The 24,113-nt window shown below is 59.8% G+C and carries 22 protein-coding genes, 7 pseudogenes and 1 riboswitch; of the genes and pseudogenes, 8 read left to right on the top strand and 21 right to left on the bottom strand.

Translation table 11 applies throughout. The features are described from left to right. Window positions 1-10 precede the first annotated feature (10 nt). The 10 genes and pseudogenes from gcvP to HK436_RS29225 form a co-directional block, all read right to left on the bottom strand. A pseudogene (gcvP, locus tag HK436_RS29275) lies at window positions 11-2,818 on the bottom strand (aminomethyl-transferring glycine dehydrogenase). Between the two features lie 9 nt (window positions 2,819-2,827). Continuing rightward, window positions 2,828-3,196, bottom strand: a complete 369-nt coding sequence (gene gcvH / locus HK436_RS29270) for a glycine cleavage system protein GcvH (RefSeq protein WP_173195101.1) — start codon at window positions 3,194-3,196, stop codon at window positions 2,828-2,830. Between the two features lie 6 nt (window positions 3,197-3,202). Next, window positions 3,203-4,303, bottom strand: coding sequence for a glycine cleavage system aminomethyltransferase GcvT (gcvT, locus tag HK436_RS29265; protein ID WP_173195100.1), 1,101 nt, complete (start codon window positions 4,301-4,303; stop codon window positions 3,203-3,205). 152 nt (window positions 4,304-4,455) lie between these two features. Beyond that, window positions 4,456-4,543: riboswitch (glycine riboswitch) on the bottom strand. Between the two features lie 288 nt (window positions 4,544-4,831). Next, window positions 4,832-5,536, bottom strand: a complete 705-nt coding sequence (locus HK436_RS29260) for an ABC transporter ATP-binding protein (RefSeq protein ID WP_173195099.1) — start codon at window positions 5,534-5,536, stop codon at window positions 4,832-4,834. Then, window positions 5,523-6,293 (bottom strand): ABC transporter ATP-binding protein, encoded by a 771-nt coding sequence (locus HK436_RS29255; protein ID WP_173195098.1) that lies wholly within the window; start codon window positions 6,291-6,293, stop codon window positions 5,523-5,525. The genes HK436_RS29260 and HK436_RS29255 overlap by 14 nt, the downstream gene beginning before the upstream one ends. 17 nt (window positions 6,294-6,310) lie before the next feature. Further along, window positions 6,311-7,179 (bottom strand): annotated as a pseudogene (locus HK436_RS32130) (branched-chain amino acid ABC transporter permease). 146 nt (window positions 7,180-7,325) lie between these two features. Continuing rightward, window positions 7,326-8,207, bottom strand: coding sequence for a branched-chain amino acid ABC transporter permease (locus HK436_RS29240; RefSeq protein WP_173195095.1), 882 nt, complete (start codon window positions 8,205-8,207; stop codon window positions 7,326-7,328). 37 nt (window positions 8,208-8,244) lie between these two features. Continuing rightward, window positions 8,245-9,408, bottom strand: coding sequence for an ABC transporter substrate-binding protein (locus tag HK436_RS29235; RefSeq protein ID WP_173195094.1), 1,164 nt, complete (start codon window positions 9,406-9,408; stop codon window positions 8,245-8,247). Window positions 9,409-9,570: 162 nt separating this feature from the next. After that, window positions 9,571-10,404 (bottom strand): polysaccharide deacetylase family protein, encoded by an 834-nt coding sequence (locus HK436_RS29230; RefSeq protein WP_173195093.1) that lies wholly within the window; start codon window positions 10,402-10,404, stop codon window positions 9,571-9,573. A 20-nt stretch (window positions 10,405-10,424) separates the two neighbouring features. Then, a complete protein-coding gene (locus HK436_RS29225) occupies window positions 10,425-11,615 on the bottom strand; it encodes a M20 family metallopeptidase (protein ID WP_173195092.1) in 1,191 nt (396 codons plus the stop codon). A gap of 94 nt (window positions 11,616-11,709) precedes the next feature. Between HK436_RS29225 and HK436_RS29220 the strand changes: the two genes are divergently transcribed. From HK436_RS29220 to HK436_RS32115, 5 genes are all read left to right on the top strand, one after another. Continuing rightward, entirely contained in the window at window positions 11,710-11,907 is a 198-nt protein-coding gene (locus HK436_RS29220; RefSeq protein WP_173195091.1) for a hypothetical protein, read from the top strand. 428 nt (window positions 11,908-12,335) lie between these two features. After that, window positions 12,336-12,530, top strand: a complete 195-nt coding sequence (locus HK436_RS29215) for a hypothetical protein (RefSeq protein ID WP_173195090.1) — start codon at window positions 12,336-12,338, stop codon at window positions 12,528-12,530. Beyond that, window positions 12,478-13,629 (top strand): recombinase family protein, encoded by a 1,152-nt coding sequence (locus HK436_RS32125; protein ID WP_512770966.1) that lies wholly within the window; start codon window positions 12,478-12,480, stop codon window positions 13,627-13,629. Before HK436_RS29215 ends, HK436_RS32125 begins: the two co-directional genes overlap by 53 nt. Next, the gene (locus HK436_RS32120; RefSeq protein ID WP_312860801.1) at window positions 13,520-14,206 is read left to right on the top strand and encodes a hypothetical protein; all 687 of its coding nucleotides are present in this window, start codon (window positions 13,520-13,522) and stop codon (window positions 14,204-14,206) included. The genes HK436_RS32125 and HK436_RS32120 overlap by 110 nt, the downstream gene beginning before the upstream one ends. Further along, the gene (locus HK436_RS32115; RefSeq protein WP_244649543.1) at window positions 14,187-14,558 is read left to right on the top strand and encodes a MerR family transcriptional regulator; all 372 of its coding nucleotides are present in this window, start codon (window positions 14,187-14,189) and stop codon (window positions 14,556-14,558) included. Before HK436_RS32120 ends, HK436_RS32115 begins: the two co-directional genes overlap by 20 nt. 35 nt (window positions 14,559-14,593) lie before the next feature. Here the strand turns inward: HK436_RS32115 and HK436_RS29205 are convergent, their stop codons facing one another. Further along, window positions 14,594-15,466 carry an IS481 family transposase gene (locus HK436_RS29205; protein WP_173195089.1) on the bottom strand — a complete coding sequence of 291 codons (873 nt, stop codon included), beginning with the start codon at window positions 15,464-15,466 and terminating at the stop codon, window positions 14,594-14,596. A 176-nt stretch (window positions 15,467-15,642) separates the two neighbouring features. Between HK436_RS29205 and HK436_RS29200 the strand changes: the two are divergent. Next, window positions 15,643-15,987 (top strand): annotated as a pseudogene (locus HK436_RS29200) (helix-turn-helix domain-containing protein); the annotation flags it as partial. A 122-nt stretch (window positions 15,988-16,109) separates the two neighbouring features. On the opposite strand, the pseudogene HK436_RS29195 reads toward HK436_RS29200, so the two are convergent. The 8 genes and pseudogenes from HK436_RS29195 to HK436_RS34145 all read right to left on the bottom strand — a co-directional run. Beyond that, window positions 16,110-16,247: pseudogene (locus tag HK436_RS29195) on the bottom strand (transposase); the annotation flags it as partial. A gap of 28 nt (window positions 16,248-16,275) precedes the next feature. Beyond that, window positions 16,276-16,575, bottom strand: coding sequence for a hypothetical protein (locus HK436_RS29190; protein ID WP_173195088.1), 300 nt, complete (start codon window positions 16,573-16,575; stop codon window positions 16,276-16,278). Then, window positions 16,575-18,211 (bottom strand): IS66 family transposase gene (gene tnpC / locus HK436_RS29185; RefSeq protein WP_173195087.1). Its coding sequence is split into 2 segments (ribosomal slippage): window positions 16,575-17,656 and window positions 17,656-18,211, totalling 1,638 coding nucleotides; the frame shifts between segments, so codons are not numbered across the junction. Before tnpC ends, HK436_RS29190 begins: the two co-directional genes overlap by 1 nt. A gap of 58 nt (window positions 18,212-18,269) precedes the next feature. Then, entirely contained in the window at window positions 18,270-18,620 is a 351-nt protein-coding gene (gene tnpB / locus HK436_RS29180) for an IS66 family insertion sequence element accessory protein TnpB (RefSeq protein WP_173195086.1), read from the bottom strand. Next, on the bottom strand, window positions 18,617-18,739 hold the full coding sequence (locus HK436_RS32700; protein ID WP_280515903.1) for a hypothetical protein: 123 nt from the start codon (window positions 18,737-18,739) through the stop codon (window positions 18,617-18,619). Before HK436_RS32700 ends, tnpB begins: the two co-directional genes overlap by 4 nt. After that, window positions 18,739-19,041: a transposase gene (locus HK436_RS29175; RefSeq protein ID WP_206680656.1), complete on the bottom strand. Its 303-nt coding sequence runs from the start codon at window positions 19,039-19,041 to the stop codon at window positions 18,739-18,741. Before HK436_RS29175 ends, HK436_RS32700 begins: the two co-directional genes overlap by 1 nt. A 63-nt stretch (window positions 19,042-19,104) precedes the next feature. After that, window positions 19,105-20,529, bottom strand: a pseudogene (locus HK436_RS29170) (ISL3 family transposase); the annotation flags it as partial. Window positions 20,530-20,707: 178 nt separating this feature from the next. Next, window positions 20,708-20,782 (bottom strand): annotated as a pseudogene (locus HK436_RS34145) (ATP-binding protein); the annotation flags it as partial. Here HK436_RS34145 and HK436_RS29160 point away from each other — a divergent pair. Next, window positions 20,779-21,093: pseudogene (locus HK436_RS29160) on the top strand (transposase); the annotation flags it as partial. The pseudogenes HK436_RS34145 and HK436_RS29160 sit on opposite strands and share 4 nt — an antisense overlap. 167 nt (window positions 21,094-21,260) lie before the next feature. Here HK436_RS29160 and HK436_RS29155 read toward each other — a convergent pair. After that, window positions 21,261-21,983 (bottom strand): GntR family transcriptional regulator, encoded by a 723-nt coding sequence (locus tag HK436_RS29155; protein WP_173195085.1) that lies wholly within the window; start codon window positions 21,981-21,983, stop codon window positions 21,261-21,263. Between the two features lie 245 nt (window positions 21,984-22,228). Next, on the bottom strand, window positions 22,229-22,990 hold the full coding sequence (locus HK436_RS29150) for an SDR family NAD(P)-dependent oxidoreductase (RefSeq protein ID WP_173195084.1): 762 nt from the start codon (window positions 22,988-22,990) through the stop codon (window positions 22,229-22,231). Window positions 22,991-23,151: 161 nt separating this feature from the next. On the opposite strand from HK436_RS29150, the gene HK436_RS29145 reads away from it, so the two are divergent. Further along, window positions 23,152-24,111 carry a PDR/VanB family oxidoreductase gene (locus HK436_RS29145; RefSeq protein ID WP_173195083.1) on the top strand — a complete coding sequence of 320 codons (960 nt, stop codon included), beginning with the start codon at window positions 23,152-23,154 and terminating at the stop codon, window positions 24,109-24,111. Window positions 24,112-24,113: the final 2 nt, after the last annotated feature.

Genomic DNA, 24,113 nt, shown 5'->3' with positions numbered 1-24,113 from the left:
GCGGTGCGGCCTATTCGGCCGCGTCGCTGTATTCCGAAACGGGAGGGCACGAGCACACCAGATTCCGGTCGCCCGCCGCATTGTCGATGCGCGACACGGGCGGCCAGTACTTCACCATCGTGTCGGCCCCCCGCCGGATAGGCGGCTTCCATGCGCGAATAGGGGTGAGCCCATTCATCGGACAGCACAACCGACGCCGTGTGCGGCGCGTTAACCAGCGGGTTGTCATCGGCCGGCCAAACGCCCCTTTCGACCTTGGCCGCCTCATCGGCGATGGCGATCAGAGCCTCGCAGAGGCGATCGACCTCGCTCCTAGGCTCGGATTCCGTCGGCTCCACCATCAGCGTGCCGGCAACAGGAAACGACATGGTGGGCGCATGGAAACCGTAGTCGATCAGCCGCTTGGCGATATCATCCACAGAGATGCCCGAACGGTCCTTGAACACGCGAGTATCGAGGATGCATTCATGCGCCACGCGACCTCCTCTGCCCCGATAGAGGACCGAGTAGTGGTTACCCAGCCGCGCGACGAGATAATTGGCCGACACGATGGCGATTTCCGTAGCCCTCTTCAGCCCGTCCGCACCCATCATCCGGATGTACATCCAGGTGATCGGGAGGATCGAGGCGCTGCCAAAGGGCGCGGCCGAGACCGCATGATTTGAGCCTTCTACGACATGGCCCGGCAGATGGGGCTGCAAATGTGCCTTGACACCGATCGGACCGACACCCGGACCACCACCTCCATGCGGGATACAGAAGGTCTTGTGCAGATTCATGTGGCACACGTCCGCACCGATGTCGCCAGGGCGTGCCAGGCCCACCAGCGCATTCAGGTTGGCGCCGTCGAAATAGACCTGCCCGCCATGTTCATGCACGATCGCGCAGATGTCTTTCGCGCCCTCCTCGAACACGCCGTGTGTGGAGGGGTAGGTGAACATCAGCGCAGCCAGATTGGCCCCGTGCTGCTCGGCTTTGGTCTTCAGGTCGTCGATGTCGATATTGCCGTCGTCGGTGCAGCGCACCACCACCACGCTCATTCCCGCCATGGCCGCGCTGGCAGGATTGGTGCCGTGCGCCGAGGAGGGGATCAGGCAGATGTTCCGATGCCCTTCGCCCCGCGCCTTGTGATAGCCGCGGATCGCCAGCAGTCCCGCATATTCGCCCTGGCTGCCCGCGTTCGGCTGCAGCGTCACCGCATCGAAGCCGGTGATCTCGGCGAGCCAGCCCTCGAGCTGGTCGAACATGGCGCGGATGCCCGCCGAATGAGCCCTGGGCGCGAAGGGATGCAGGTTGGCGACGTTCGGCCAACTCACCGGCATCATCTCGGCGGCGGCGTTCAGCTTCATGGTGCAGGAACCCAACGGGATCATCGCGCGGTCCAGAGCCAGGTCCTTGTCCGCCAGCCTGCGCAGGAAGCGCATCATGTCGGTCTCGGAGCGGTTCTGGTGGAATACCGGCTGGGATAAGAACTCCCTGCCGCGCGGCTTTCCGGGCAGGCTACCGATTGCCGAAGGCCCGGCCTCCGCACCGAACAGCGCGGCGATGGCCTCGAGATCTGCCCAGGTCGAGGTCTCGTCGAATGCGATTCCAACACGGTCGGCGTCCACAACGCGCAGCAGCCGACCATCTTTTTCCGCCTCGTCAGCAATCGCCTCGGCCCTGCCTTTCGCCTCCACCGTGACGGTGTCGAAGCGGCTTGAACCGAGAACCGTAAAGCCGGCAGCACTCAGACCCTCGGCCAGCCCATTTGCGAGCGCGTGGATGCGCGAGGCGATGGCCTGAAGTCCGGCCGGCCCATGCCAGATCGCGTAAGCCGCCGCCATGTTGGCGAGCAGCGCCTGCGCGGTGCAAATGTTGGAGGTGGCCTTGTCGCGACGGATGTGCTGCTCGCGCGTCTGGAGTGCAAGGCGGTAGCCGGGAAGGCCATGCCGGTCCACCGACTGGCCGACGAGGCGTCCGGGCATCAGGCGGGTGAGTTTTTCAGATACGGCGCAATAGGCCGCATGCGGCCCCCGAAACCCATCGGCACCCCAAAACGCTGCATGGAACCGACGGCGATGTCGGCGCCGAGCCTCGCCGGAGCCTCTGTGACCGTTAGCGAGAGCGGATCGCAGACGAAGATGACCAGCGCGCCGGCAGCCTTGGCCTTCTCGATCGCCGCCTGATGATCGCCATAAATGCCGTTGGCGTCCGGCCACGATACGATGAGCGCGGCCGTACCTTCCCCTATGGTCTCTGCGTCGATGTCTATGCCGAGCGGATCTGCACGCGTGCGAAGCACGTCAAGGGTCTGCGGCAGCAGCGCACCGGCAAGAGCTACTTTGCTGCGCTTGTCCCGATGGTGGCGAACAGCGATGCCGACGGCTTCGGCGACCGCTGTTGCCTCGTCGAGAAGGGAGGAAGAGGCAACCGGGAGGCCGGTCAATTCCGCCACAAGCGTCTGGAAATGGAACAGCATCTCCAGGCGGCCCTGACTGATCTCCGCCTGATAGGGCGTGTAGGCAGTGTACCAGGCCGGGTTTTCGAACAGGTTGCGCTGGATGACGGGCGGCACCTCAACACCGTGGTAGCCTGCACCGATGAAGCTCTTCATGACGATGTTGCGCGACATGATGGCCGAGAGCGCAGCAAGCGCTTCAGCCTCGCTGGCCGCAGCCGGCAGGTCGAGCGCGCGATCCAGTCGGATCGATTTCGGAACCGCCTGGTCGATGAGCGCTTCTACAGAGGGAACGCCGATCCGGGCGAGCATGGCGTCGATATCGCCCGTATCCGGGCCGATATGGCGATCATGAAATGCATGGGATGTGGTGATCATTATCATACCTCAGGACGTGTGCGCGTTGTAGGCTGTCTCATCCATGAGGCCGTCGAGCTGGCTCTTGTCTGAAAGCTTCATTTTCCACAGCCAGCCGTCGCCGGCAGGAGCTGAGTTGACGAGCGTCGGGTCGCTGGCCAGGGCCGTGTTGGCTTCGGTGACGTCACCATCGATCGGCGCATAGACGTCTGAGGCAGCCTTGACCGACTCAACCACAACGGCCGTGTCACCTTTCTTCAGGCTCTTGCCAACCTCGGGAAGCTCCACGAAGACCAGTTCGCCGAGCTGTTGCTGCGCGTAGTCTGTGATGCCCACGGTGGCGATTTCTCCTTCGACATGGAGCCATTCGTGGTCCTCGGTGTAGTAGATCGTAGCCATGAGAAATCATCCTTTGCGATAGCGATGTGGTGTGAAAGGCAGGGAGTGCACGTCGACCGGCAGTTTGGTGCCGCGAACGTCGGCGTACAGCCGTGTTGCGACAGCCGCGAACTCGGCGGCCACATAACCCATCGCGACCGGATGGCCGGCAGATGGGCCGAAGCCGCCGGAGGTGACGCGGCCGACTGAGTTGCCGTCCGCGTCGAAAAGGGACGAGCCTGCTCGGACGGGCTGGCGGCCTTCGGGCTTGAGCCCGACGCGCTTCTCGACCGCGCCGCGGGCGGCAAAATCGCGAAGTGCGGCGGCGCCCACGAAACGGCCTTCGGAGCGCACGCTCTTCGGCACCGCCCACATCAGGCCGGCGTCGACAGGATTGGTGTCAGGCGTGATGTCGCTGCCATGCAGGCACAATCCCGCTTCGAGGCGCAGGCTGTCACGGGCGGCCAGTCCCACCCACATCACGCGATCGTTGGAGAACAACTCATCAAGCAGAACACGCGCGTCCGTCTCCGACAGGCTGATCTCGAAGCCGTCCTCGCCGGTATAGCCTGAACGGGTCAGGAACCATCCATTGCGCGGCTCGATGCCGTGCATGAAGGTGAGGCCGGCCGTTTCGTTACCGATCCTGCCGAGCGCGGCTTCGGCTTCAGGCCCCTGAATGGCCAGGAAGACCCGATCGAGCGGGTCGATGACGACGTCGAGTCCGTTCGCCAGCATGCGCAGGTGCGCCTCATCCGCCACTGCGTTGCCGGCATTGGCGACCATCATGAACCGCGTGTCTGCCAGCCGCGTCACGATCACGTCGTCGAGAATTCCCGCCTGCTCGTTGAGTAAAAGCGAGTACTTGGACTGACGCAAAGGCAGCGCCGCCGATGTGAGCGGGCAGGCACGATCGAGCAGTGCGCCTGTGTCGGGACCGGAAAGCTCGATCAGCTTCATGTGAGAGATGTCGAACACACCGGCATGCTCGCGGGTGTGCAGGTGTTCCTGCATGACGCCCGCCGGATAGGTTAGCGGCATTGACCATCCGGCAAAGGCGCCAAAGCGCGCTCCTGCCTTTCGATGCAGATCTGCCAAGGGTAGGTTTTTCGCTTCATCGCCCGTCATGACTTCTCCAGAGCAACACGTGATAGGCCGCATCGTGCGGCCTTTCCGTGCCCCTCTGTCTGAAGCCTGAGAGACTCGCGCTGCCGAAAACTCCTCGGCGGCACTTACACCTTCGGCGCAGGGCACCAAGGCCCCAACTTTCCAGAGTGTCTTTCCCGTTTACGGTTCTTTTGCCTGAGAGATTTCGGGCGATTTCCCCTTCGGCGACAGCCTTGTGCTGTTCTCTCCCGCAAACGGTAGGGCAAAGCCCAACTTTAAGTATCTCATCTTGCAGACGCTGTCATCGGATTTCATAGCCGTCTGCGAGATTAATCCAATCGTGATGATCACCTATCCACTTGCCACTCGATCGTGCAGGTGGTCATTCGTTGTTCCTCTTCAGCGACGGTTACACCATCGGAGCGACGGTGCAACAATGCGCCTTCCTTTGCCTGTCGCGTCGAAGCCGCTGTTCCAACGGTTCATCGCGGTCTCCCGACCTGGCACGCAAGCGCAAGTGTTTGAGGACTTGGGTTGCCCATCGGTTCATTAATGGCCGAGATACGCTGCAAGCAGAGACTTGTCGCGCAACAGTTCATTTGCCGGACGATGGAGTGCGATTGCTCCAGCTTTCAGCACAACAGCCTCGGAAGCGACATGCACCGCGACGCCGACATTCTGTTCGACCAGCAAGACGGTAAGCCCATCTTCCCCGAGCTTTCGGATCGTATCTATCAACGTGTCGACCAACGCGGGTGAGAGTCCCGCAGAAGGTTCGTCCATCATCACCACTTTCGGGTTGGTCATCAGGGCACGGCCGATAGCGACTTGCTGCTGTTCTCCGCCTGACAGCTGACTGGCGGCTAATCGCAGCTTAGCGCCAAGAACTGGATAGGTGTCGAGGACACGCTCCAATCGTTCATTTCGCAGCTTACGACTTTTCACAGTTGCCGCGCCTGCCAGAAGATTATCTCGCACGCTCATGGTCGGAAAGACCTCGCGCCCTTGCGGAACATGAGCGATCCCGGCGGCCACTGCACGACGCGGGCCCACACCAGTGAGCTGGGTATCACCCGCCCATATCTGACCTGCTTTCAACGGGACCAGTCCGGACAGTGCATATAGTGTTGTTGATTTGCCCGACCCGTTGCCACCGAGCATGGCCGTTATGACGCCGGGGGTGAGTTCAAGACTGAAATCCTTCAGCACTTGCGTCTGACCGCGCCAAACCTCGATGTTGTCAGCTTTCAGCATAGTAACCGCGCCCCAGATAGCTTTCGACAACCTTTGGATCGACTGTAACGACAGTTGGATCGCCGTCCGCAATCACCTCACCGGCACTCATGACCACCACCCGATCGCAGGCCGTGAGTACCAACTGCATTACATGTTCGATGAGCAGGATCGAGGTTCCGAATTCAGAGCGAATGCTCTTAATTTTTTCTGCAAGTTCTTCAACACGCGGCGCTGTGAGGCCGACGGCCGGCTCATCGAGCAGCAATACGGCAGGACGGCTCACTAGAGCACGTGCGATCTCTACGAGCCGCTGTTGACCGAAGGACAACCCACCGCCAGGCCTCCCGGCGAACCTGGCCATGCCCATCCAGTCCAACATTTCCATCGACTTGCGACGAGCCTGGTTTTCCCATTGACGGGCGCTGGGATTTCCTAAGCACGCCCCCCAGAAGCCATATTCCCGCTGAGGTTCGAGTCCAAGCATGACGTTCTCGACAACACTTAGGCCAGGGCACAGAAGACTGGTCTGGAACGTACGGCGCAGGCCCCGCGCTGCTATCTGATGGGATTTGAGATCAGAGATACCTTTGCCACATAGGCGGATTTCACCGGATATTGCACGGTGGATCCCAGTGATGGTGTTCATCATTGTAGTCTTGCCCGCGCCGTTCGGGCCGATCAGTCCGAGAATCTCTCCTCCCCCAAGGGAAAAGGTAACGTCATTCAGTACGGTGATTGCGCCGAAGCTTAGTGACACGTTGCGAATGTCCAGCATCTCAGTTCCCCGGTGCTTCAGGTCGTAGCTTGGGCGTTCGCCCGTCGCGTCTGCGAGTTAACCTCGACAGTCTCGACTTGCGGCCCGTGGCCGAGCAGTCGCAGAAGCAGCGGAGCAATACCCTTGGGTACGAATAGTACAAACGCGATCAGCGTCGCACCGAAGATGATTTCGAGCCAACCTTGGCTCTCACGCAATTGCTCCTGGAGCACAATCACCAACGTGGGACCAATGACCGAACCTAACATTGTGCCCAGTCCGCCGACGACTGCCATAATCTTCATCAATACCATCTGTTCCAGATTGAAACTTTCTGGTGCGACGAAACCCAATAGAGCCGAGTAAAGGCCGCCCGCCAAGCCCGCTATAGCCGCACTTAGTGCAAACGCTACCGTCTTTATATGGGTGATATTCACGCCGTTGGCGCGGCGGCGATTGGATTGTCGCGAACGGCCACAAACCGGCGACCAAAGCTGGTATGAGTCAGTTGCCTTACTAGCAAATAGGAAATCGTTGTCAGAGACAGCGATACAAGAAATACGGTTTCTGTCTTGTCCAGGCCAAACAGCCGTATAGTCGGCGCGCGAAAGCCGCCAGCGCCGAAGGTTACAGGCGTCCAGTTAATCAGTACCCAGTGCACTGCCTGCGCAATAGCTAGAGTTGCGACCGCAAGATGGATTCCCGACAACCGCAGCGCAGGCAATGCGAGAAGCGTCCCGAGAGCTGTCACCATCACAGTAGCTGCAATGATCGCCACAACAAAGGGCACGCCCAGATGCACCTGCAGCAGCCCGGTCGCGTAGGCCCCAACACCAAATAGCGCTGCATGAGCGAAAGACAGCTGTCCGGAATAGCCCATCAGCACGTTCAAACCGATGATCAGCATCACGAAAATAACGATACGCGCCAGCAAGAACAGTAGATACGAGTTGAGGCTCAGGCCCACCACGGCAACAATGCAGGCAATAGCAACCGGCATCATCCAGGAAGCGGTCACCACAGAAAGAAGAGGAAGCGGTTGCCTTAAGAACATCAAACACTCCGTGACTTGCGGCCGCCAAACAGACCACGTGGAAAGAATATCAGGGCAATGAAGATTAAAATGAAGGCGGACAATTCCTGCGCTTGGGAAGCAACGTAGCCGGACACTAAAACTTCTGTCACGCCCAATAGGATACCGCCCACTACCGCCCCTGGAAGACTCGTCATCCCTCCGATAATCGCCGCGGCGAATCCCTTGAGGAATAACGCGAAACCCATGTCTGGAAAGATGATTGTGGCTGGGGCTAGCAGGAATCCAGCGATCGCCGATACGGTGAGGCTCAGCACCATAGCGCTGCACAACACGAGTTGTGTTGGAATACCTACGATCTGTGCGGCTCGCGGATTGTCGGCTACCGAGCGCATGAAGAGGCCTAGCCTTGTAAAGCGGAAGAATAGCGCAAACAGAAGAATGATGAACACGGCCCCAGCCATCATCACCAAATACTGAAGCGGCACAATGATGGCACCGTCAAACAGAATTAATGGTGGCCCGGTGATCAAGGGCGGCACGGCTAGGTAGTCGCCGCGCCCGCCCCAAGTTAAACGTATCAGACCCTTGATGAGGAATGAAAGACCAATGGTCGCGATTAGCACAGCGACCGCGTGCTCTGTCTTTAACAACGGCCGCAACAACAGATAACTGAGCAACCCTACGAACAACGCCGCAATCACAACAAATAGTACCGCCGCGACAGGCCCGTCCCCGATCACGACAATGACCGAGTAAGACACGAAGCATCCGAGCGCCATTACGTCGCCTTGTGAAAAGTTGATTGCGTTGGCGGCTTTGGATAGTACCACCACACCTAGGGCTATCAAACCGTAGAGGAGCCCATTGGCCACTCCGCTTGCAAGGAGGACGGAAAGCATCGTTACCTCATCGATCCTGAAGTGACCTGATCAAATGTCATTTAAGCTCTGTAATTCCGACCGTCTCTGTCTTTCCGTCATCGGTTCGCCTGTACCAGGCGGCGGACTGAAGGCATTGATGCGTGTCGCAATTCAATGGAGCAGGCGCGAAGGTGACCTCGAGAGATTTGGTGCTGCTCAAAACATTGATGAAAGCCTCTCGCGTCAGATCGCTTCCGACTTCTTCCAGCACCGCCACCGCGAGTTGGCCGGCTGTGATCCCGAATAGATTGTAGCTATGAGGAGTATCGTCTGGGAACTTTGCGATCAGCTTTTCGCGCCACTCACCCGCCTCTTCGGAGTCAATCGGATAGCGCGACGGGGAGATCGTTACAAAATTCTTGGTCGCTCCCGGTATCGCGACGAGCTCGTCGAAAGCCACAGGATCAGGAATTACCGTAGTTCCAAGAAAGGTCGCGTCAAAGCCCAGACGCGCCGAATCCCGGAGAAAGATCGAAGCCGGCTTCGGGTAAGTCAGGAGGACGACGGCTTCTGCGCCGGACGATTGAACGCGTAAGACCTGCGCGGTCGCATCATTCGACTCCATCGACAGTTCTTCATCGGCAACCAGTTCGATTCCGCGAGCTTCGAGTGCAGGAAGAAGACCGTCGTAGCGGTCACGACCCCAAGCGTCGTGTTGGGCCACTACGGCCGCCTTCGTCACGCCCTTATCAGCCAAGTATTGGGCCTGAAGTTGGCCTTCTAGGTTCGATGTCAGCATGGACGTGAATATGTTGTCGACTTTCGGCGCTGATATCAAGTTCGAGGCGGCAGTAAAGTTCACATAGGGAATCCCTGCCTCCTCGATATCTTCCTTGGCCGCCAAAACCCCGTTCGAACACGAACCACCGACAATGGCGAAAACCTGCTCGTTGAAGACCAGCCTGCGTACGGCGGCTATCGCGCCGGCAGGGTCGCACTGGTCGTCTACGCGAACCAGCTGCAGCCTGCGGCCGTGAATGCCGCCTGCGGCATTCACGTCGTCAATGACGGTTTCCAGCCCGTTCATAGGTAACCGGCCGAGCGCATAGTGTGGTCCTGTGATCGGCCCAAACGTCCCGATTTTAATCACGTCGTCCGTGACGCCCGGAGTATCTGCCATTGCCGGCAGTACTACAGCCGTTGAGACCAACAGCCCGGTTACTCTCATCAGAGTCTTCATAACTTCTACCTCCTTCTCTCTTCGTTTGTTTCCCCTCGTTGATTTCCCCATTCGAAACCAACACAGTGCTTCCATATTTTTTCCCAACTCCTTTCTCGGGAAGTCCCGGTCCTGATTTCCACTACAATTGCCGATCCGGCGACCTTTCAGGTGGAATAAACGTTAAATTGGTAACCTTTGCTGAAACTCATTTGCCGCCTCTTCCAGCGACAGAAATACGGCATTCATGTTCTTAAGCTCACAAATGAGCTTCTCTAAGAAAATCATGCGGTGTCCGCGGCCAATGACATATGGATGGAAAGTATAGGTCAGCACACCCCACTCCTCCGTATCGTGCATATATTTGAAGTCGTCGACCCAGTTCTGCAGTACGCCGTTTGCAGCCATCAAGCCTGGCATCAGCTGGGCTTGCGTCCGCAAGAATTCGAAGTGCGGGAAGTCATCCAGATTCCAGCTCACCGGCATTTCGATAAGCGGCGTCTCGGATCCAAAAATGACGGGGCCCTCGAGTTGAACGTTGTCACCGGTTCGAACACGATAGGGGCTGTGATCGTGACCCATCATGCTGCTTTCGTAGAGGAAACCGTGCTTGATTAGCAGATCGGCCGTCACTGGACTCAGATCGAAAGAGGGCGAGCGATAGCCGACAGGCTTCTTTCCTGTAACCTTCTCGATCAGTTCGCTGGCACGACGGAGATCATTCTCTTCCTTCTCCGCGCTCAGGTTCGCCGGCGGCACATGCGTATAGCTGTGATTGCCAATTTCGTGTCCAGCAGCGTGAACCGCCTTGGAAAGCTCTGGATAGGTCTCGATCACAACGCCAGGTATGAAAAACGTTGCGTGAACATCGTATTTTTCAAGAAGAGCCAAGATCCGCGGCACGGCTACGCGGCTGAATTCTCCTCGAGAAACCGGAGTTGGAGTAGTTAGACCTCGGGAGATAAGGCCCGACATCGCATCCGCATCAAAGGTGAGACACGCAATGTGTCGCGGCATAATCTTACTCCCTGCTTTGTTTAGGCTGCCTCAGTGGCGAGCCGACGCCCGCTGTCGCTGGCAAGAATTCTGCAGATAGCGATGGACAGAACTTTTGCTCTTTCAAGAAGCGTATTGATCAGTATGTATTCGTCAGGCGTGTGGGACTTGTCGCCGACTGCGCCAGTACCGCATAAGGTGGGAACCCCCTGAGCGCTGGCAAATCCGGAATCCGCGCAGCTACCCGTGTACTCTCCATCCACCGCGATGCCGAGAGTCGCTGCCGCCTGACGATAGATGTCGAACAACGCCTGAGTCTGAGGGGTCGTCACTAGCGGCAGAAACTCCCCTTTTATGGTCAACTTAGACGAAAGGGCAGGATGGCTATTTCGGGATACGATCTCTTCGATCTGGCGCATCGCAACATCACTCGCGTCGGCGTCAACAAATCGGAGATCCAACTCTGCAGCAGCATAAGCTGCGACTGTGTTGACGGTTTGCCCGCCATTTACCAAGCCGACATTAAGTGTCGTCCCTGTCATGACATTAGTGACAGCGTTGAACGCAACTATTTTGTCTGCCAGTTCATTTACTGCAGAGACGCCGTCGAAGAAGTTCACTCCTGAGTGCGCAGGTTTCCCGAACACTTCAACAAGCATGAAGCGTCCACCCTTACGGCCAATGACGACATTGCCACTCACGCGAGCCGGCTCGGAATTAAAAACTGCGCCGGCATCTCGTGCCAGAGTTTCAATCAGTGGACGGGAAAACGGCGAAGCAAGCTCTTCGTCCCCGGTGAATAATCCCATCAATGGAGGCGGGTTCTCAAAACAGCTCTTAAACGCCGCTAGTAGTACCGCATTTATGGCGACCCCGGCCTTCATATCGTTGACGCCCGGCCCGTACGCCCTCCCTTCGACGATCTTGAAACTACGTCGTAGCGCCTCACCTTTGGGAAAAACCGTGTCGCGGTGGCCCATGAGAAGTACCGGCTTGGCGCCGGAGCCAACTTTCGCCAGCAGAGCGTTGCCGTAAGTCGCGTCCGCGTGGACCTCTACGCCAATACTATGGGCCTCCAGGTAATCCTGAATAACGCGGCCGGCTGCGTCGACGCCCGCCTTGTCTGTTGAGAACGAGTCAATATTCACCAGACGCTCAAGCAGTCCGGTCAAGGCAGAGGCATTGTCTTCGAGCCAACCGGTTATGCGGTCTTCGCGCGTGCGCCGCGACATTCTGGCCTCTCCCTTTTCTACTCGCCGGCCCACCTTGCACAGCGTTGCGCGAGCACACGTAAATGAATGGAAGGTGTTCTCAGCGATACGAAGTATGGCATACTATCCGACCAGCGGCAAGCAAACGATTCATAATATTGCATACGATTTCCTGAAGCGCATTTTCGATCGCCAAAAATCGCCCAACCGTTTCGCCGGAAGCGCCGATCTCAACAACCTTTGGGAAGCACGAAGTTCGCAAGGAACCGGAGAGGGAGGATTGAACGCGCCGTCGCTGAGAGCGCTGGCCTAGTTGTCGTTTCCAAGAAGGTTGTTCAGTCTTTGGAAGGGTGAGTTTCCTGCGATTCCGGCATGGGGTCTTGTGAGGTTGTACAACTCGACGACAGAACGCCCACGGGACTGGTGTTGAGCGCGAAGTTCTTTATCCGTGGCATCCTTGGACCGGGCGGCAGGTCCATATCCATGAAGTAATCGAGAAGGGTGATACAGCGGTTTTCCGCTGTAGCCTTTCCGGCCGCTTGTTGGACCGATGGCTGGAGGTTCCGGCGTGGATGTTCGACAGCGTGACCAGCGCGAGCTGGCACATCACGACTGCACCGCAGGTCGATTTTGCCGCGCTTGGCACCCTGGCTGAACTTCTCCGTGGCACAGGCGCGCCATCGCAATCTCAAGGGATCGGCGCAGCATCGGGTTCTCACGACACGAATCGGGGAGAAGCCCATGCCGCGCCAGCCCAAAACACATCAGCTCGATCTGTTCTCCAGTCCCGTTGCGGAGACAGCACAGATTCCGCCATGGCAAGCACTGCCGGAAGAGACCCGCCGACGACTGACCGGACTGATGGTGCGCCTGATCCTCGACCATGTCGACGGCGATCGCGCCGGGCAACAGGAGGGCGCGGATCATGATGCATGAGAAGATCAGGCCGCACCATCTTGAGCGCAAGGCGATCCTGTACGTGCGGCAGTCGTCGGCTCATCAGGTCCTGCACAATCGCGAGAGCAGTAACCTGCAATATGCGATGCGCGACCGCCTGACGGCGCTTGGCTGGTCTCGCGTAGAGACCGTCGATGACGATCTCGGTCGGTCCGCCGCTGGCGGTGTGGCGCGCGCCGGTTTCGACCGGATGGTCGCGGAAGTCTGCCTCGGCAAGGTGGGTGCGGTCGCGGCGCGGGAGGTGTCGCGCTTTGCCCGCAACAGCCGCCACTGGCAGCAGCTTATCGAGATGTGCCGCGTCGTCGACACGGTGCTGATCGACCAGGAGACAGTCTATGCGCCACGGCAAGGCAACGATCGTCTGCTACTGGGACTGAAGGGAAGCCTCAACGAGTACGAGCTCGATCTGCTGCGTCAGCGATCGCTCTCGGCCCGCTACGAGAAGGCCCGACGTGGCGAACTCGTGATCGCAGCTCCGGTCGGCTTCGTGAAGGTTGGTGATCGGCTCGAGAAGGATCCCGATCGCCGCGTGCAGGAGGCGACCACTCTGGTGTTCAGCAAAGTGCTGGAACTCGGGAGCGCCCGGCAGGCCCTGATGTGGTTCCTCGAGCATGGACTGGATTTGCCCGCCAGGCGTAACAATGGCGAGGTCATCTGGCGCAGACCCTGCTATGCGACCATCCACCGGATGATCGAGAACCCGATCTACGGCGGTGCCTATGTCTATGGTAGGACTCGTGTTGCGCCGGGCTTTGGCGCGTCAGCAGTTCGACGCAAGGCGCGCGAGGAATGGCTGGCGCTGATCCCGGGCAGCCATGAAGGCTATGTCAGCTGGGAGCGGGCGGAGGCGCTCCGCAAGATGGTGAGCGACAACGTGCCGACGGGGTCAGCATCACGGAGCGGCCAAACATGGCGATGCGTTGCTCGCCGGGCTTGTCCGATGCCGACGCTGCGGCCGCAAGCTCACGGTGCGATATACGGGCACAAAGCACAACATCCCGCGCTATCCCTGCTGGCGGGGTCTTCTCGACAATGGAGAGGCGCGATGCATTGCCTTCGGCGGGCTGCGCGTCGATGACGCCATTGAAGAAGCTCTTCTGCAGATCGTCGAACCCGCCGCGATCGCTGCCGCCGCCGAGACCGAGGTGCAGGTGGCCCATCGCCGCGATCAGGTCCGTGACGCCCTCGGTCGCGATCTGGAGGCTGCCCGCTATGCCGCAGACCGGGCTTTCCGGCAATATGATGCCGCCGATCCCGAGAACCGGCTGGTCACTGCGGAACTGGAGATGCGATGGAACCGCGCCCTCGCGTATGTCGGCGAGATTGAGGGCAAGATCGCCGCACATGACGCCGCAACACCGAAGTCATCGCCTGCACTGACGATGGATTTCACGGCCTTGGCGGCGGACCTTCCGACTGTCTGGTCGGCGCCGACGACAGATGCCAGGCTCAAGAAGCGTGTCGTGCGCACCGTCATTCAGGAGGTGGTCGCCGATATCGACGATGAAGCCTCCGAGATCGTGCTGATGATCCATTGGATCGGCGGGGTCCATTCCGAACTGCGCCTGCCGAAGCGGCGGCGCGGGCAGCGCAACAGCACCTCAGCCGACATCATCGCGGCCATCCGGCAGCTGGGTGCTGATCGCCAGCGATGATCTGATTGCCGGCATTCTCAACCGCAACGGCATGGTGACCGGGCATGGCAATCGCTGGACACGGGAGCGGGTCACGGCACACAGGTCGCATCACAAGATCCCGGTCTTTCGGCCAGCGCCGGACGGGAACGAGCCGTGGCTCAACCTGAACAAGGCGGCGCGTTTCATCGGCGTCGCGCCGAAGACCCTCAGGCTCGCCGCCGAGGCAGGCGAGATCAAGGGCGTTCACCCCCTGCCGGATGGTCCGTGGATCTTCAGCCGGTCAGAACTGGGAAAGCCGCATGCTCAGCAGATTGTTCAACGCGCGCGGCAGAACCCCAAATACCCCGCAGGATCGCCTTCGGATCAGTAAAGCCTATTCACTTCAACGGCATAGACAGATGGGTGTTATGAAGCAGGATTGTAGGCGTCGGTCCACGGGCCGATGGCCTGGTTGCGGGCGTTCGATGTCGCGTAGGGCCTGGCGTAGGCCCATTCACGCAGTGAGGTCTGGATAAAGCGCTCGGCCTTTCCGTTGGTTCGCGGCGTATAGGGTCGTGTGCGTATGTGGCGGATGCCAGCCTGCTGCAGGATGCTGGCGAAGAGCTTTGAGCGATAGGCCGAGCCGTTGTCGGTCATCACGCGCTCCACCCGGACGCCCTGCCGGGCGAACCAGTCGAGTGCGCGGGCGAGGAAGGCGGTGGCATCTTCCCGTCCGAGGCTGGGCAGCACCTCGGTATAGGCCAGCCGGCTGGGGTCATCGACGGCGACGTGCAGGTGGTCCCAACCGATGCCGCGGCTCTTGCTCTGGCCGGTTCGATCGCCGCTGATGCGGTGGCCGATGCGCTCGAAGCGTCCCAGGCTCTTGATGTCGAGATGGATCAGTTCGCCGGGTCGTTGCCGTTCATAGCGGATCACCGGCGGCCTGGACTCAAGCAGAGCGAGGCGGTTGAGACCCAGCCGCCTCAGAACCAGTCCCACTGTGGAGCGGGCGAGGCCGAGAGCCCTCGCAATCGCCGGTCCCGTAAGCCGTTGCCGGCGAAGCTGGTCGATTCGCTCGACCTGCTCCGCAGCCAGCCGGTGTGGGCAATGCACGGGCGCAGAGCTGCGATCGCAAAGAACCCGGTCACCAGAACGCCAGCGCTTGAGCCACCGATGCGCCGTGCGTTCCGAGACCCCGGCATCCACCGCAGCCTGCCGAACCGACGCTCCCCTCTCTATCTTCTCCACCATCAGGACTCGACCGCGCGGCGTCTGGCGCGCATTCTCGTGAACGTTCATTCGGGGAACTCCGCTGAGGATTGGTCGGTGTCGCAACCCCAGCTTCTCAGTCCCTCCCCGAATGAACAACCTTCATAGCTTCGACACCTAGAGCGCGTCCGGGGATCGATGAATCGATTGTGATGTGACGTGTTGGCTTCGTGCTGATTCAACGTTGACCTTGGTGGAGGTGAACGATGGCGAGAGCGCTCAGTGAGGATCTTCGGTCACGTGTTTTGAAGGCGTCGGATGATGGCATGTCGGCTCGGCAAGCAGCAGCCCGGTTCGGTGTCGGGGTATCGAGCGCGATCCGCTGGATCGCCCGGGCGAAGATCGGCGAACTGGCTCCCCGGCCACAGGGACGACGGCGCGGCTCGCGCCTTGACGATTATGCGGACTTCATCGTCGGGATGATCGAGGAGCGAAAGGACATCACGCTGAACGAGATGGTGGAGCGTCTTGAGGCAGAGCGCTCGATGCGCATCGGCCGGAGCGCTTCGAGCGACTGGCTTCGCGGGCATGGCTGGACGTTCAAAACGTATGGCCCGCCCCGTTGGCAAGTCGGTTGCGTCAGGCTTTGTTCGGTCGTGCACAAACGTATCCGGCGTAGCGTGTCAATGACCGCGGAATTGGGGCTCTGACGCACATTTGCTGAAGGATGGAGCTACGTGGCCCCGATCAATCTCGCCTGAAGCAGATCGATATTTGCTCGTCCGTACATTTGCCGTTTGATCAGCTTGAGCCTAGTGATCTGACCTTCGGTTTGGCCATTTGACCAAGGAGAGGAGATTGCGTTTCGGACGTAACCCTTCGGCGTGGGCCGTGGGGGCTCAGCTTTTTGGTTCGTCGGCGATGATGCGGTCGATCATGTCCGGGTTGCATTCCTGATCGATAAGGAACTGCCGGATGCCGCCGGGCCAGGAGCGAACGTCTTGGAGGAATTCCTGTAGGCTCTCGATGCCGCGCGCGGTGAACGCGGTGATGCCGTCCTCAGTCCCGTCGATGATGTAGATCATCTCGCCGTAGTCGATGTCGTCGGGATTGGCGGCAACGACCTCGAGCAACTCACGGTTCTCCCCGATCATCGTTGCCACATGGGCGAGACTGTAGGTGGTGGTGTCGCGAGCCATCAGGCGGCTTTCGGCACCTGCTCGCGCCCGACTGCCCAGTTCCATGGAAGCAGATCCGGCAGGCGTGATGCAGGCAGGTTGGGCATGCGGCCGAGCACGTCGGCGAGCCATGCCTGCGGGTCTACGTCGTTGAGTTTGGCAGTGACGATCAGCGTGATCATGAAGGCCGCGCGCTCGCCGCCGCGCTGCGATCCGGCGAAGAGCCATGCCTTCCTTCCAAGGGCAATGCCGCGCAGGGCCCTTTCGGCAGAATTGTTCGTTAGGCAACTCCGGCCGTCGTTCAGGAACCGGGTAAAGGCTTCCCAGCGGCCGTCCTTCTCGTCCATGTAGTTGATCGCCTTGGCGACGGGATTGTGCCGGGACATCTGCGCCCGTTCTCTGCGGAACCAGGTGTGGAGTTCCTCGACAAGCGGAAGCGACAGCTGCTGACGAGCTTCACGTCGAGCCTCGGCGGAGAGGCCGTTGATGTCGCGCTCGATCGCAAAGAGCGCGTCAATCCGTTCAACGGCCTTCAGCGCGACGGGAGAGATCGCATCGGCGGCCTTGCCCTTGCGCACGGCATCGGCGACGTCGGCCAGTTCGAAGAACTTGCGTCGGGCATGGCTCCAGCATAGGGCGCTGATCACGGGTGCTGGCTCGCGACCATTCCGGTAGAGGTCGTTGTAACCTCCATAGGCATCGGCCTGCAGGATGCCGGTCCATCCGGCGAGGTGCAGGTTGGGATGGGTCTTCTCGCGATCGACAGAGAAGTGGAACAGGGCGGCGGGCGGGGCACCGCCAGCGAAGGGGCGGTCGTCGCGGACATAGGTCCACAGCCGCGCCTGCCGGGTTCCGCCGCGGGCCAAAAGCGGCACCGTGGTATCGTCGCCGTGGAGCCGTTCGGCTGCCAGGACATGAGCCTTGATGAGCGCATGGATCGGCTCCAGCGCCACCGCGCAGGTTCCGACCTGGTCGGCGAGCGTCGACAGGCTGAGGTCGACGCCTTCGCGGGCATAGCGTTCAGCCTGCCGGTTGAGCGGCTGATGTTGTCCGAACTTCTCGAACAGGATGGTGGCCAGAAGGTTCGGTCCGGCCCAGCCCGCGGCGTGGCATGGAAGGGCGCCGGCGGCTGGCTGATCTTCTCGCAGTCACGGCAGGTGAACTTCTCCCTGACGGTCTGGATCACCTTCCACCGGCGCGGTACGACCTCCAGGGTCTCGGTGACGTCTTCGCCCATCTTCACGATGCGCGAGGAGCCGCAGCAGGTGCACGCCTTCGGTGGCTCGATCACCACGCGCTCGCGCGGCAGATGTTCGGGGAAGGGCTTGCGGGCCGGGCGGCGTCGCTCGAACGCGGCAACAGTGGTGGTGCGGGCCGCCGCGCGCTCGGACGCGATCTCGTCTTCGGTGGCGGCGGCTTCGAGATCCTCGAGCTGCAGCTCCATCTGCTCAATCAGCCGGGCGCGCCGTTCGGAGCTGCGGCCATACTGCTCGCGTCGAAGCTTGGCGATCTCCAGCCTCAGATGCGCGATCATCGCCTCCGAGGTCGAGACGACCGCGCGCGCCTCGGCCAACTCGGCCTCCGCCACCCTGGCGCGGGCATCGGAAGCGGCGAGTTCGGCGCGGAGCCTGGCGATCTCGGCGGCGCTGTCGAGCATGGCTGAAGTTACCACGATCGGCAGGCAAACCCCAGCAGAAACAGCGCAATAGCCGCTCTCAACCCGCCTTTGCCGGACGCTGCGTCCAGCGCGGGTTACGCCAGTCGATCCCGTCGAGGAGATAGCCGAGCTGGGCGGCCGATATTGCCACGGCGCCCCCGCCTGGACCCGAAGGCCAGACGAACTTCCCGGCCTCCAGACGCTTCCCGTAGAGCGACATGCCGATCCCGTCGTGCCACAGTATCTTCACCAGATCGCCGCGACGACCGCGGAAGCAGAAGACCTCCCCACCGTGCGGATCGCGGCCCAAACCCTGCTGTACCTTCAGGGCCAGGCTGTTCATGCCGCAACGCATGTCGGTCATGCCGCCCGCAATCCAAACCTTGGCGCCGGCAGGGAACGCGATCACGATGCGTCCACGATCGGCAGCAGCCGAGCCAGAACAACCGGATCGATCGAGACTGGCACGATCATCCGCCGTCCGTTGCGAAGCACAACGTCGATCGTCGCATCGGCCATCGCCGGCATCACGGCCCTCGACGTCGGTGCCGCCAACACCGGAGCAGGCAGTGGCGGCGTGTCGCGGCCATCGTCACCGCCATGAATGCCGGCGCCGCGGTCCCAAGCCGGCTCGCACGATAATCCGCACGCCACCGGGTCAGCAGGGATCGAGACACACCATGACGACGCGCCGTCGCCGAAACCTCGCGTGGACCCGAAAAGCTCTCCGCAACGATCCGAGCCTTCTCGCCATCAGACCATCGCCGCCGGCGACCAGCATCCGTGACAGCCAGAATCTCAACGCCGGAACTGAACCTATGGACGTCCATAAGCTCAGTCCCTTACCCCAAACCCCCAATCACAGGCAGGCGGCCCACGCCGAAGGGATACTTTCGGACGGCATCGATATCCTTCCTGATGCCATTCGCGAATGAAGCGACGAGGCTGGCATCGGCGCATTGAAGCCAGCCTTCAAGTTTGCCGACAGCTTTGGCTTTGATCATTTGCTGGAAGTCAGCGACCACGGTTCGCGCGATCGCAAGGTCGGGAACATTGCTCTCTATAGCAGCGACCAGCACCGCGTCTGACCTGGATAGATCGTCACGCGCCAACGTCATCAGCCTCGCGATGCTTCTCGCCGACGGGGTGCGCGCAAGTGCATTCTGGTTTGCCTTTTCGGCGAGGCGCCGTCGCCTTGCCCATTCCGATACGACGCCACTGCGCCCACGAAAGCCCTTCTGACACATCTCGCGCCAAAGCGCCGAGGCGTTGCGCGCGCCTTGTTGCCATCGGCCATCGAGCCAAGGCAGCCAATTCTCCAGAGAGCTTTGCCGGACCCGGAAGACATCGGAGCGTTGACCGCGCACAACACTGCGCACAAGCTTGCGACTGTAACCCGTGCGCTTGACGATCTGCTTGATCGGCACACCCTGCTTCGAAAGACCCAGAATGGCTTCGTTCGTCTCCTGCCGCCGCAGAAACCCTTCATACTGAAGGCGTTCGGCATAGGTCAGAAGTTTGGGGTCGATCACGGTGCTCCCGACCGCATTTCGGATCTGGCGCATGGATTTGCCGACCGCATCGAGGAAAGCACGGCTGGCGTTCTCCATCAGATGCCAGCGATCTGCTATCTGGTCAGCATGGGGCAGAGCCTTGGCGATTGCCTCACCATATCCACCGCCTCGGTCGCGGGCGACGATCGAGATCGACGGATGTCGTGCGAGCCAGGTTCGTGAGGTGTCCTGTTCGCGATCCGCAAGCAATGTGACGGGCCTGCGCCGTTCGAGATCGCAGACGATCGTCCCGTATCTCTGGCCTCGCCGGAAAGCGAAGTCATCTATGCCGATCACCGTCAGTTCTTCATGGTGCTCCGCCGACCGACGGCGTACAGTGCGCAACAGCGTATCATTGCTGACCGGGACCATCAGGCGATCAGCAAAGGCTGCCGCGGGCCTGCCGCCCAGCGCCAGGCCGAGATGATGGACTATCATCTCAAGCCGTCCGGTTCGTCGCCCGTAACAAGCCAGAACCCCATCGCCAAATCGCTCGCAGAAGATGCGCCGCCCGCACAAAACGGCATCGCACCAGAAACGGCGCACAAGAACAGTCAGTTCGACGCGTCGGCCACCAAGCGGCAGGTCTGCGGGCCGACGTAGATAACGGCTCTGGACCCGTCGGCTTTGACGTCCGCAATCCGGACAGGATCCGGATTGCGCATTTGATCGCAAGTGGATCTGAACACGCTCGCCATCAATTTTGATTGCATCCACCACAAAACCGTCTGGCGCGAGGCGCGATCGCTGAAATCGCTGGCACATGGGCTGGTTCCCTCCGAGGAATCAGCGAAACATTCCCGGAAACATCAGCAAATCTGAGTCAGACCCTAAAAAGGACCCCTTTCAGAGGTGATGAAGGGCACGCCGGTGAGCGCCCGATCAGGCGACGCTGGTCGGGTTTGCACAGCCTGATCGGGCGCGGCTGATTGGCTTTTCGGCTTTAGCTTTGAGAGCGGCTTTTGAAGCGCCAGGATTCATTTCCGGTCTCGACGATTTCGCAGTGGTGCGTGAGCCTGCGTGGAACAGGTGCTGGTTCCCACGCTCGCGCTAGGCGATGTCGTCGTCATGGATAGCTTGCCCGCCCATAAGGCCGCCGGCGTTCGCGACGCGATCGAGACGGCAGGCGCAATGCTTCTGTTCCTGCCGCCCTACAGTCCAGACTTTAATCCCATTGAAAACGCCTTCGCCAGGCTCAAGGCGCTGATGCGGGCAAAGGCCGAGCGGACCATCACCGCCCTCTGGAACACCCTCGGCTCCATCATCGGACTCTTTACGCCCGCCGAATGCGCCAATTACTTCAAGGCAGCAGGATATGACCCGGATTAAACCGGATGTGCTCTAGAGTGCGCGCAAGGCCCTAGCGAGGATGCCGCGCGATGGCGAGCGGGTCTACACCGCGGGACAGGACAATGCTGTCCGATTCTCAAGGATCATTTCCTTCGGGTCTTTCGTTCGCCAGCACCGAACATGCCATGGATCGAAGTCGACAATGACTATTGTTTTTCTGCACTCATCAGTGATGAGGTCAAATCGACGGGCATTGATGCTTTTCGCCCGTCAGCGGCCACAAGCAACGCAGCGTCGCGCGCGGCCCGGACATAGTTCTCCATAGCCTTTTTTGCCAACTTTGGTTTTCGCGTAACGATGGCGTTGAATATGTTGTCCAACTCGCCACTGAAGGATTCTATGCGGCCAGGCGCCTCCACCGCCGTCGCACGTACGCTTGCGATCCGTGCATTCAGTAATCCTAGCGTGTCGCGGACTGCTTCATTGTCGACAACATCGGCCATGAAGGCATTGAAGTCTTGGATCAAAACCAGAACGTTGACGCGATCATGTGCCTGAATGGCCTGTTGAAGGCTCTCATATATTTCGCGCAGTCGCTCAAGATGGGCATCCGTTGCGACCTTCGTGAAGCACTCTGCAACGTGTGCCTCCAACATCATGCGAATGTCGTAGATATCGGATATCTGCTTGGCATTAAGAGAGGTTACGACTGGCCCCTTCCGGGGCTCGACAGTGATCAGACGCTCCGCTTCCAACCGACGAATCGCTTCGCGAACAGATCCGCGACTGACGCCCAGAGCTTCACAGAGCTCCCGTTCAATGAGCCGCGTTCCAGACTTGATCTCGCCCGATATGATTGCATTGCGAAGAACCTGAACGGCGCTATCGCGTACGAGGACTGGTTGCACAGTCAAAGTTAACGACTTCAAGGGATGATCCAATTTCTCTGTTGCACGTTAAGCTGCCGAGGGTAGCGAGCGAAAATGTCCTAGGGCAAGACCACACGCGAGGATGAGTTCACTAGCAAAGGCTTCATACCCCAATTGATGCGTTTCTTTCGTCGGGCTCCCGCGTGTCATGGCCATTGGTTGCAAACAGGCGGAAGTGCCTATCGACAACAAATTCAATCTGGCGTCGTCCCCTCGAGGTAGGCGTCTCTTGATCATCGCCGATGTCAGTTACCTTCGGCTCGTACAAGGGGGCGGCCGGCGAGGAAGCCACCGTCGACCACGATACACTCTCCATTGATGAAGTCAGCGTCGTCGGAAACAAGGAACGCGACCGTTCCGGCGATGTCTGGAGCTCTTCCTGTGCGACCGCGAGGAATCATGGTGAGATATTGATCACGGTAGGCGTTGGACATCTGGTCGTCGCGCACTTCAATCAGGCCAGGTGCGACGGCATTCACTCGTATGCCGAGAACCCCGAATTCCAAGGCCGCCGCCTTCGTGAACATAACGATCCCCGCTTTCGAAGTACTGTAGTGGGAGGCACCTGCCCGTGCTGAAAACCCTGCGGCAGAAGCGAGATTCACGATGGTTCCCCCTCCAACGCCGTGGCGAAGCCGTGCGAAGGCCTGCGTGCACAAAAATGTCCCGCGCAGATTGACTGCCATCACCTGATCCCACGCCTCAACGGGCATTTCGAGCAAGGCGTGATCGGGATATATGCCAGCGTTGTTTATCAGCGCCGTGGGCAAGCCGAGACCGGATGCAATCTCAGACAGCGTAGCCGCAACGTCGGGCGCGGATGATACATCGAGAGCGAAGCCACGTGCGCGCGTTCCGGTCGTATCGAGCGACCGCGCTACATCCTGCGCAGCGGCCTCATCCCGGTCAACGACTGCCACCGCGAACCCATCTTCAAACAGTCGCTCGGCCATAGCCTTGCCCAAGCTGCGACCACCTCCCGTAACTACTGCAACCGGCTTTTCCATTGATACTTTCCTTCGCTGTTTAATCACGTGAAGGCCCTCGGGGCATCCGCCGTAGACGAGGCTTGATCCCACCATTCCTATCAGCTACTTTGATTGTTAGACAAGCGAACATTTGGACAGAATTGGTCTGTGCCATAGGCTCGCTGGAAATGAGGTCGCGAATGGCGGTACCAACCCTTCAGCTGAAGGTCGCTCGAGTGCGGCAGGAGACACCCGACGTCACTTCGTTCTTTCTGGTGCATCCTGACGGGCGGCCCCTTCCGTCATTCGCCCCGGGCGCGCATATCGATGCTCATCTGGCTGACGATTTGGTCCGCCAATACTCCCTTTGCAATCACCCTGCGGAGACCGATCACTTTCACATCGCCGTCAAACTCGAACAGAATTCCCGGGGAGGGTCGAAGGCGATGCATGAAATCACCGTCGGTTCGCTCCTGAAAATCGGAACACCGCGAAACAACTTTCCTCTTTCGGATGAAGCTCGCTCGCATGTGCTCCTGGCAGGCGGAATAGGAATAACGCCGCTGCTCTCAATGGCGCGCCATCTTCAGCGAGAGAACGAATCTTATCGGCTCGAGTTTTTTTGCCGCTCGATTGAGTGCACCCCATTCTACGAGGTGATCTCAGATGAATTGGGAGCTCATGCAGGTTTCAACATCGGACTAGAGCCCACCGCTGTCCGCGAGCGACTTGTATCTATACTTCGCAAACGCCCCCAATGTGCTCATTTGTATATCTGCGGACCATCCGCATTCATTACGATGGCGACCGAAATAGCAAAGCAGAACTGGCCTGCGGATTGTGTCCATTTGGAGCACTTCCAGCCCCAACATGACCTTACTCAAGTCAACGATCGGCCCTTCCGAGTTACGCTCGCTCAATCTAACCGTGAGTTCGAGATCCCCTCAGACAAATCGATCCTAGATATCCTGCGACAGAACCACATCCCATGCGATTCTTCGTGCAGGGAGGGGGTCTGCGGCTCTTGCATGGTAGCGGTCATCGAAGGCGAGATTGATCACCGCGATTCCTACCTCTCCGACGCTGAGAAAGAGGAAGGGGAATTGATGATGATCTGCGTCTCCCGCGCAAAGGGCGGGCACTTGATAATCGATATGTGATC

The organism is Neoaquamicrobium sediminum (genome assembly GCF_013240295.1).
GTDB lineage: Bacteria > Pseudomonadota > Alphaproteobacteria > Rhizobiales > Rhizobiaceae > Aerobium > Aerobium sediminum.
This window is presented reverse-complemented; position numbering and strand designations above follow the sequence as displayed.

Coding starts and splice junctions, on each gene's coding strand:
- HK436_RS29145 (WP_173195083.1), top strand. CDS start 23,152: ATGGCGGTACCAACCCTTCAGCTGAAGGTCGCTCGAGTGCGGCAGGAG.
- HK436_RS29255 (WP_173195098.1), bottom strand. CDS start 6,293: ATGCTGGACATTCGCAACGTGTCACTAAGCTTCGGCGCAATCACCGTA.
- HK436_RS29225 (WP_173195092.1), bottom strand. CDS start 11,615: ATGTCGCGGCGCACGCGCGAAGACCGCATAACCGGTTGGCTCGAAGAC.
- gcvT (WP_173195100.1), bottom strand. CDS start 4,303: ATGACGGGCGATGAAGCGAAAAACCTACCCTTGGCAGATCTGCATCGA.
- gcvH (WP_173195101.1), bottom strand. CDS start 3,196: ATGGCTACGATCTACTACACCGAGGACCACGAATGGCTCCATGTCGAA.
- HK436_RS29235 (WP_173195094.1), bottom strand. CDS start 9,408: ATGAAGACTCTGATGAGAGTAACCGGGCTGTTGGTCTCAACGGCTGTA.
- HK436_RS32700 (WP_280515903.1), bottom strand. CDS start 18,739: ATGCCGGCGATGGCCGATGCGACGATCGACGTTGTGCTTCGCAACGGA.
- HK436_RS29230 (WP_173195093.1), bottom strand. CDS start 10,404: ATGCCGCGACACATTGCGTGTCTCACCTTTGATGCGGATGCGATGTCG.
- HK436_RS29240 (WP_173195095.1), bottom strand. CDS start 8,207: ATGCTTTCCGTCCTCCTTGCAAGCGGAGTGGCCAATGGGCTCCTCTAC.
- HK436_RS29190 (WP_173195088.1), bottom strand. CDS start 16,575: ATGGCTCGCGACACCACCACCTACAGTCTCGCCCATGTGGCAACGATG.
- HK436_RS29220 (WP_173195091.1), top strand. CDS start 11,710: ATGGCATACTATCCGACCAGCGGCAAGCAAACGATTCATAATATTGCA.
- HK436_RS29260 (WP_173195099.1), bottom strand. CDS start 5,536: ATGCTGAAAGCTGACAACATCGAGGTTTGGCGCGGTCAGACGCAAGTG.
- HK436_RS29150 (WP_173195084.1), bottom strand. CDS start 22,990: ATGGAAAAGCCGGTTGCAGTAGTTACGGGAGGTGGTCGCAGCTTGGGC.
- HK436_RS29175 (WP_206680656.1), bottom strand. CDS start 19,041: ATGGACGTCCATAGGTTCAGTTCCGGCGTTGAGATTCTGGCTGTCACG.
- HK436_RS29215 (WP_173195090.1), top strand. CDS start 12,336: ATGCCGCGCCAGCCCAAAACACATCAGCTCGATCTGTTCTCCAGTCCC.
- HK436_RS29205 (WP_173195089.1), bottom strand. CDS start 15,466: ATGAACGTTCACGAGAATGCGCGCCAGACGCCGCGCGGTCGAGTCCTG.
- HK436_RS32125 (WP_512770966.1), top strand. CDS start 12,478: ATGTCGACGGCGATCGCGCCGGGCAACAGGAGGGCGCGGATCATGATG.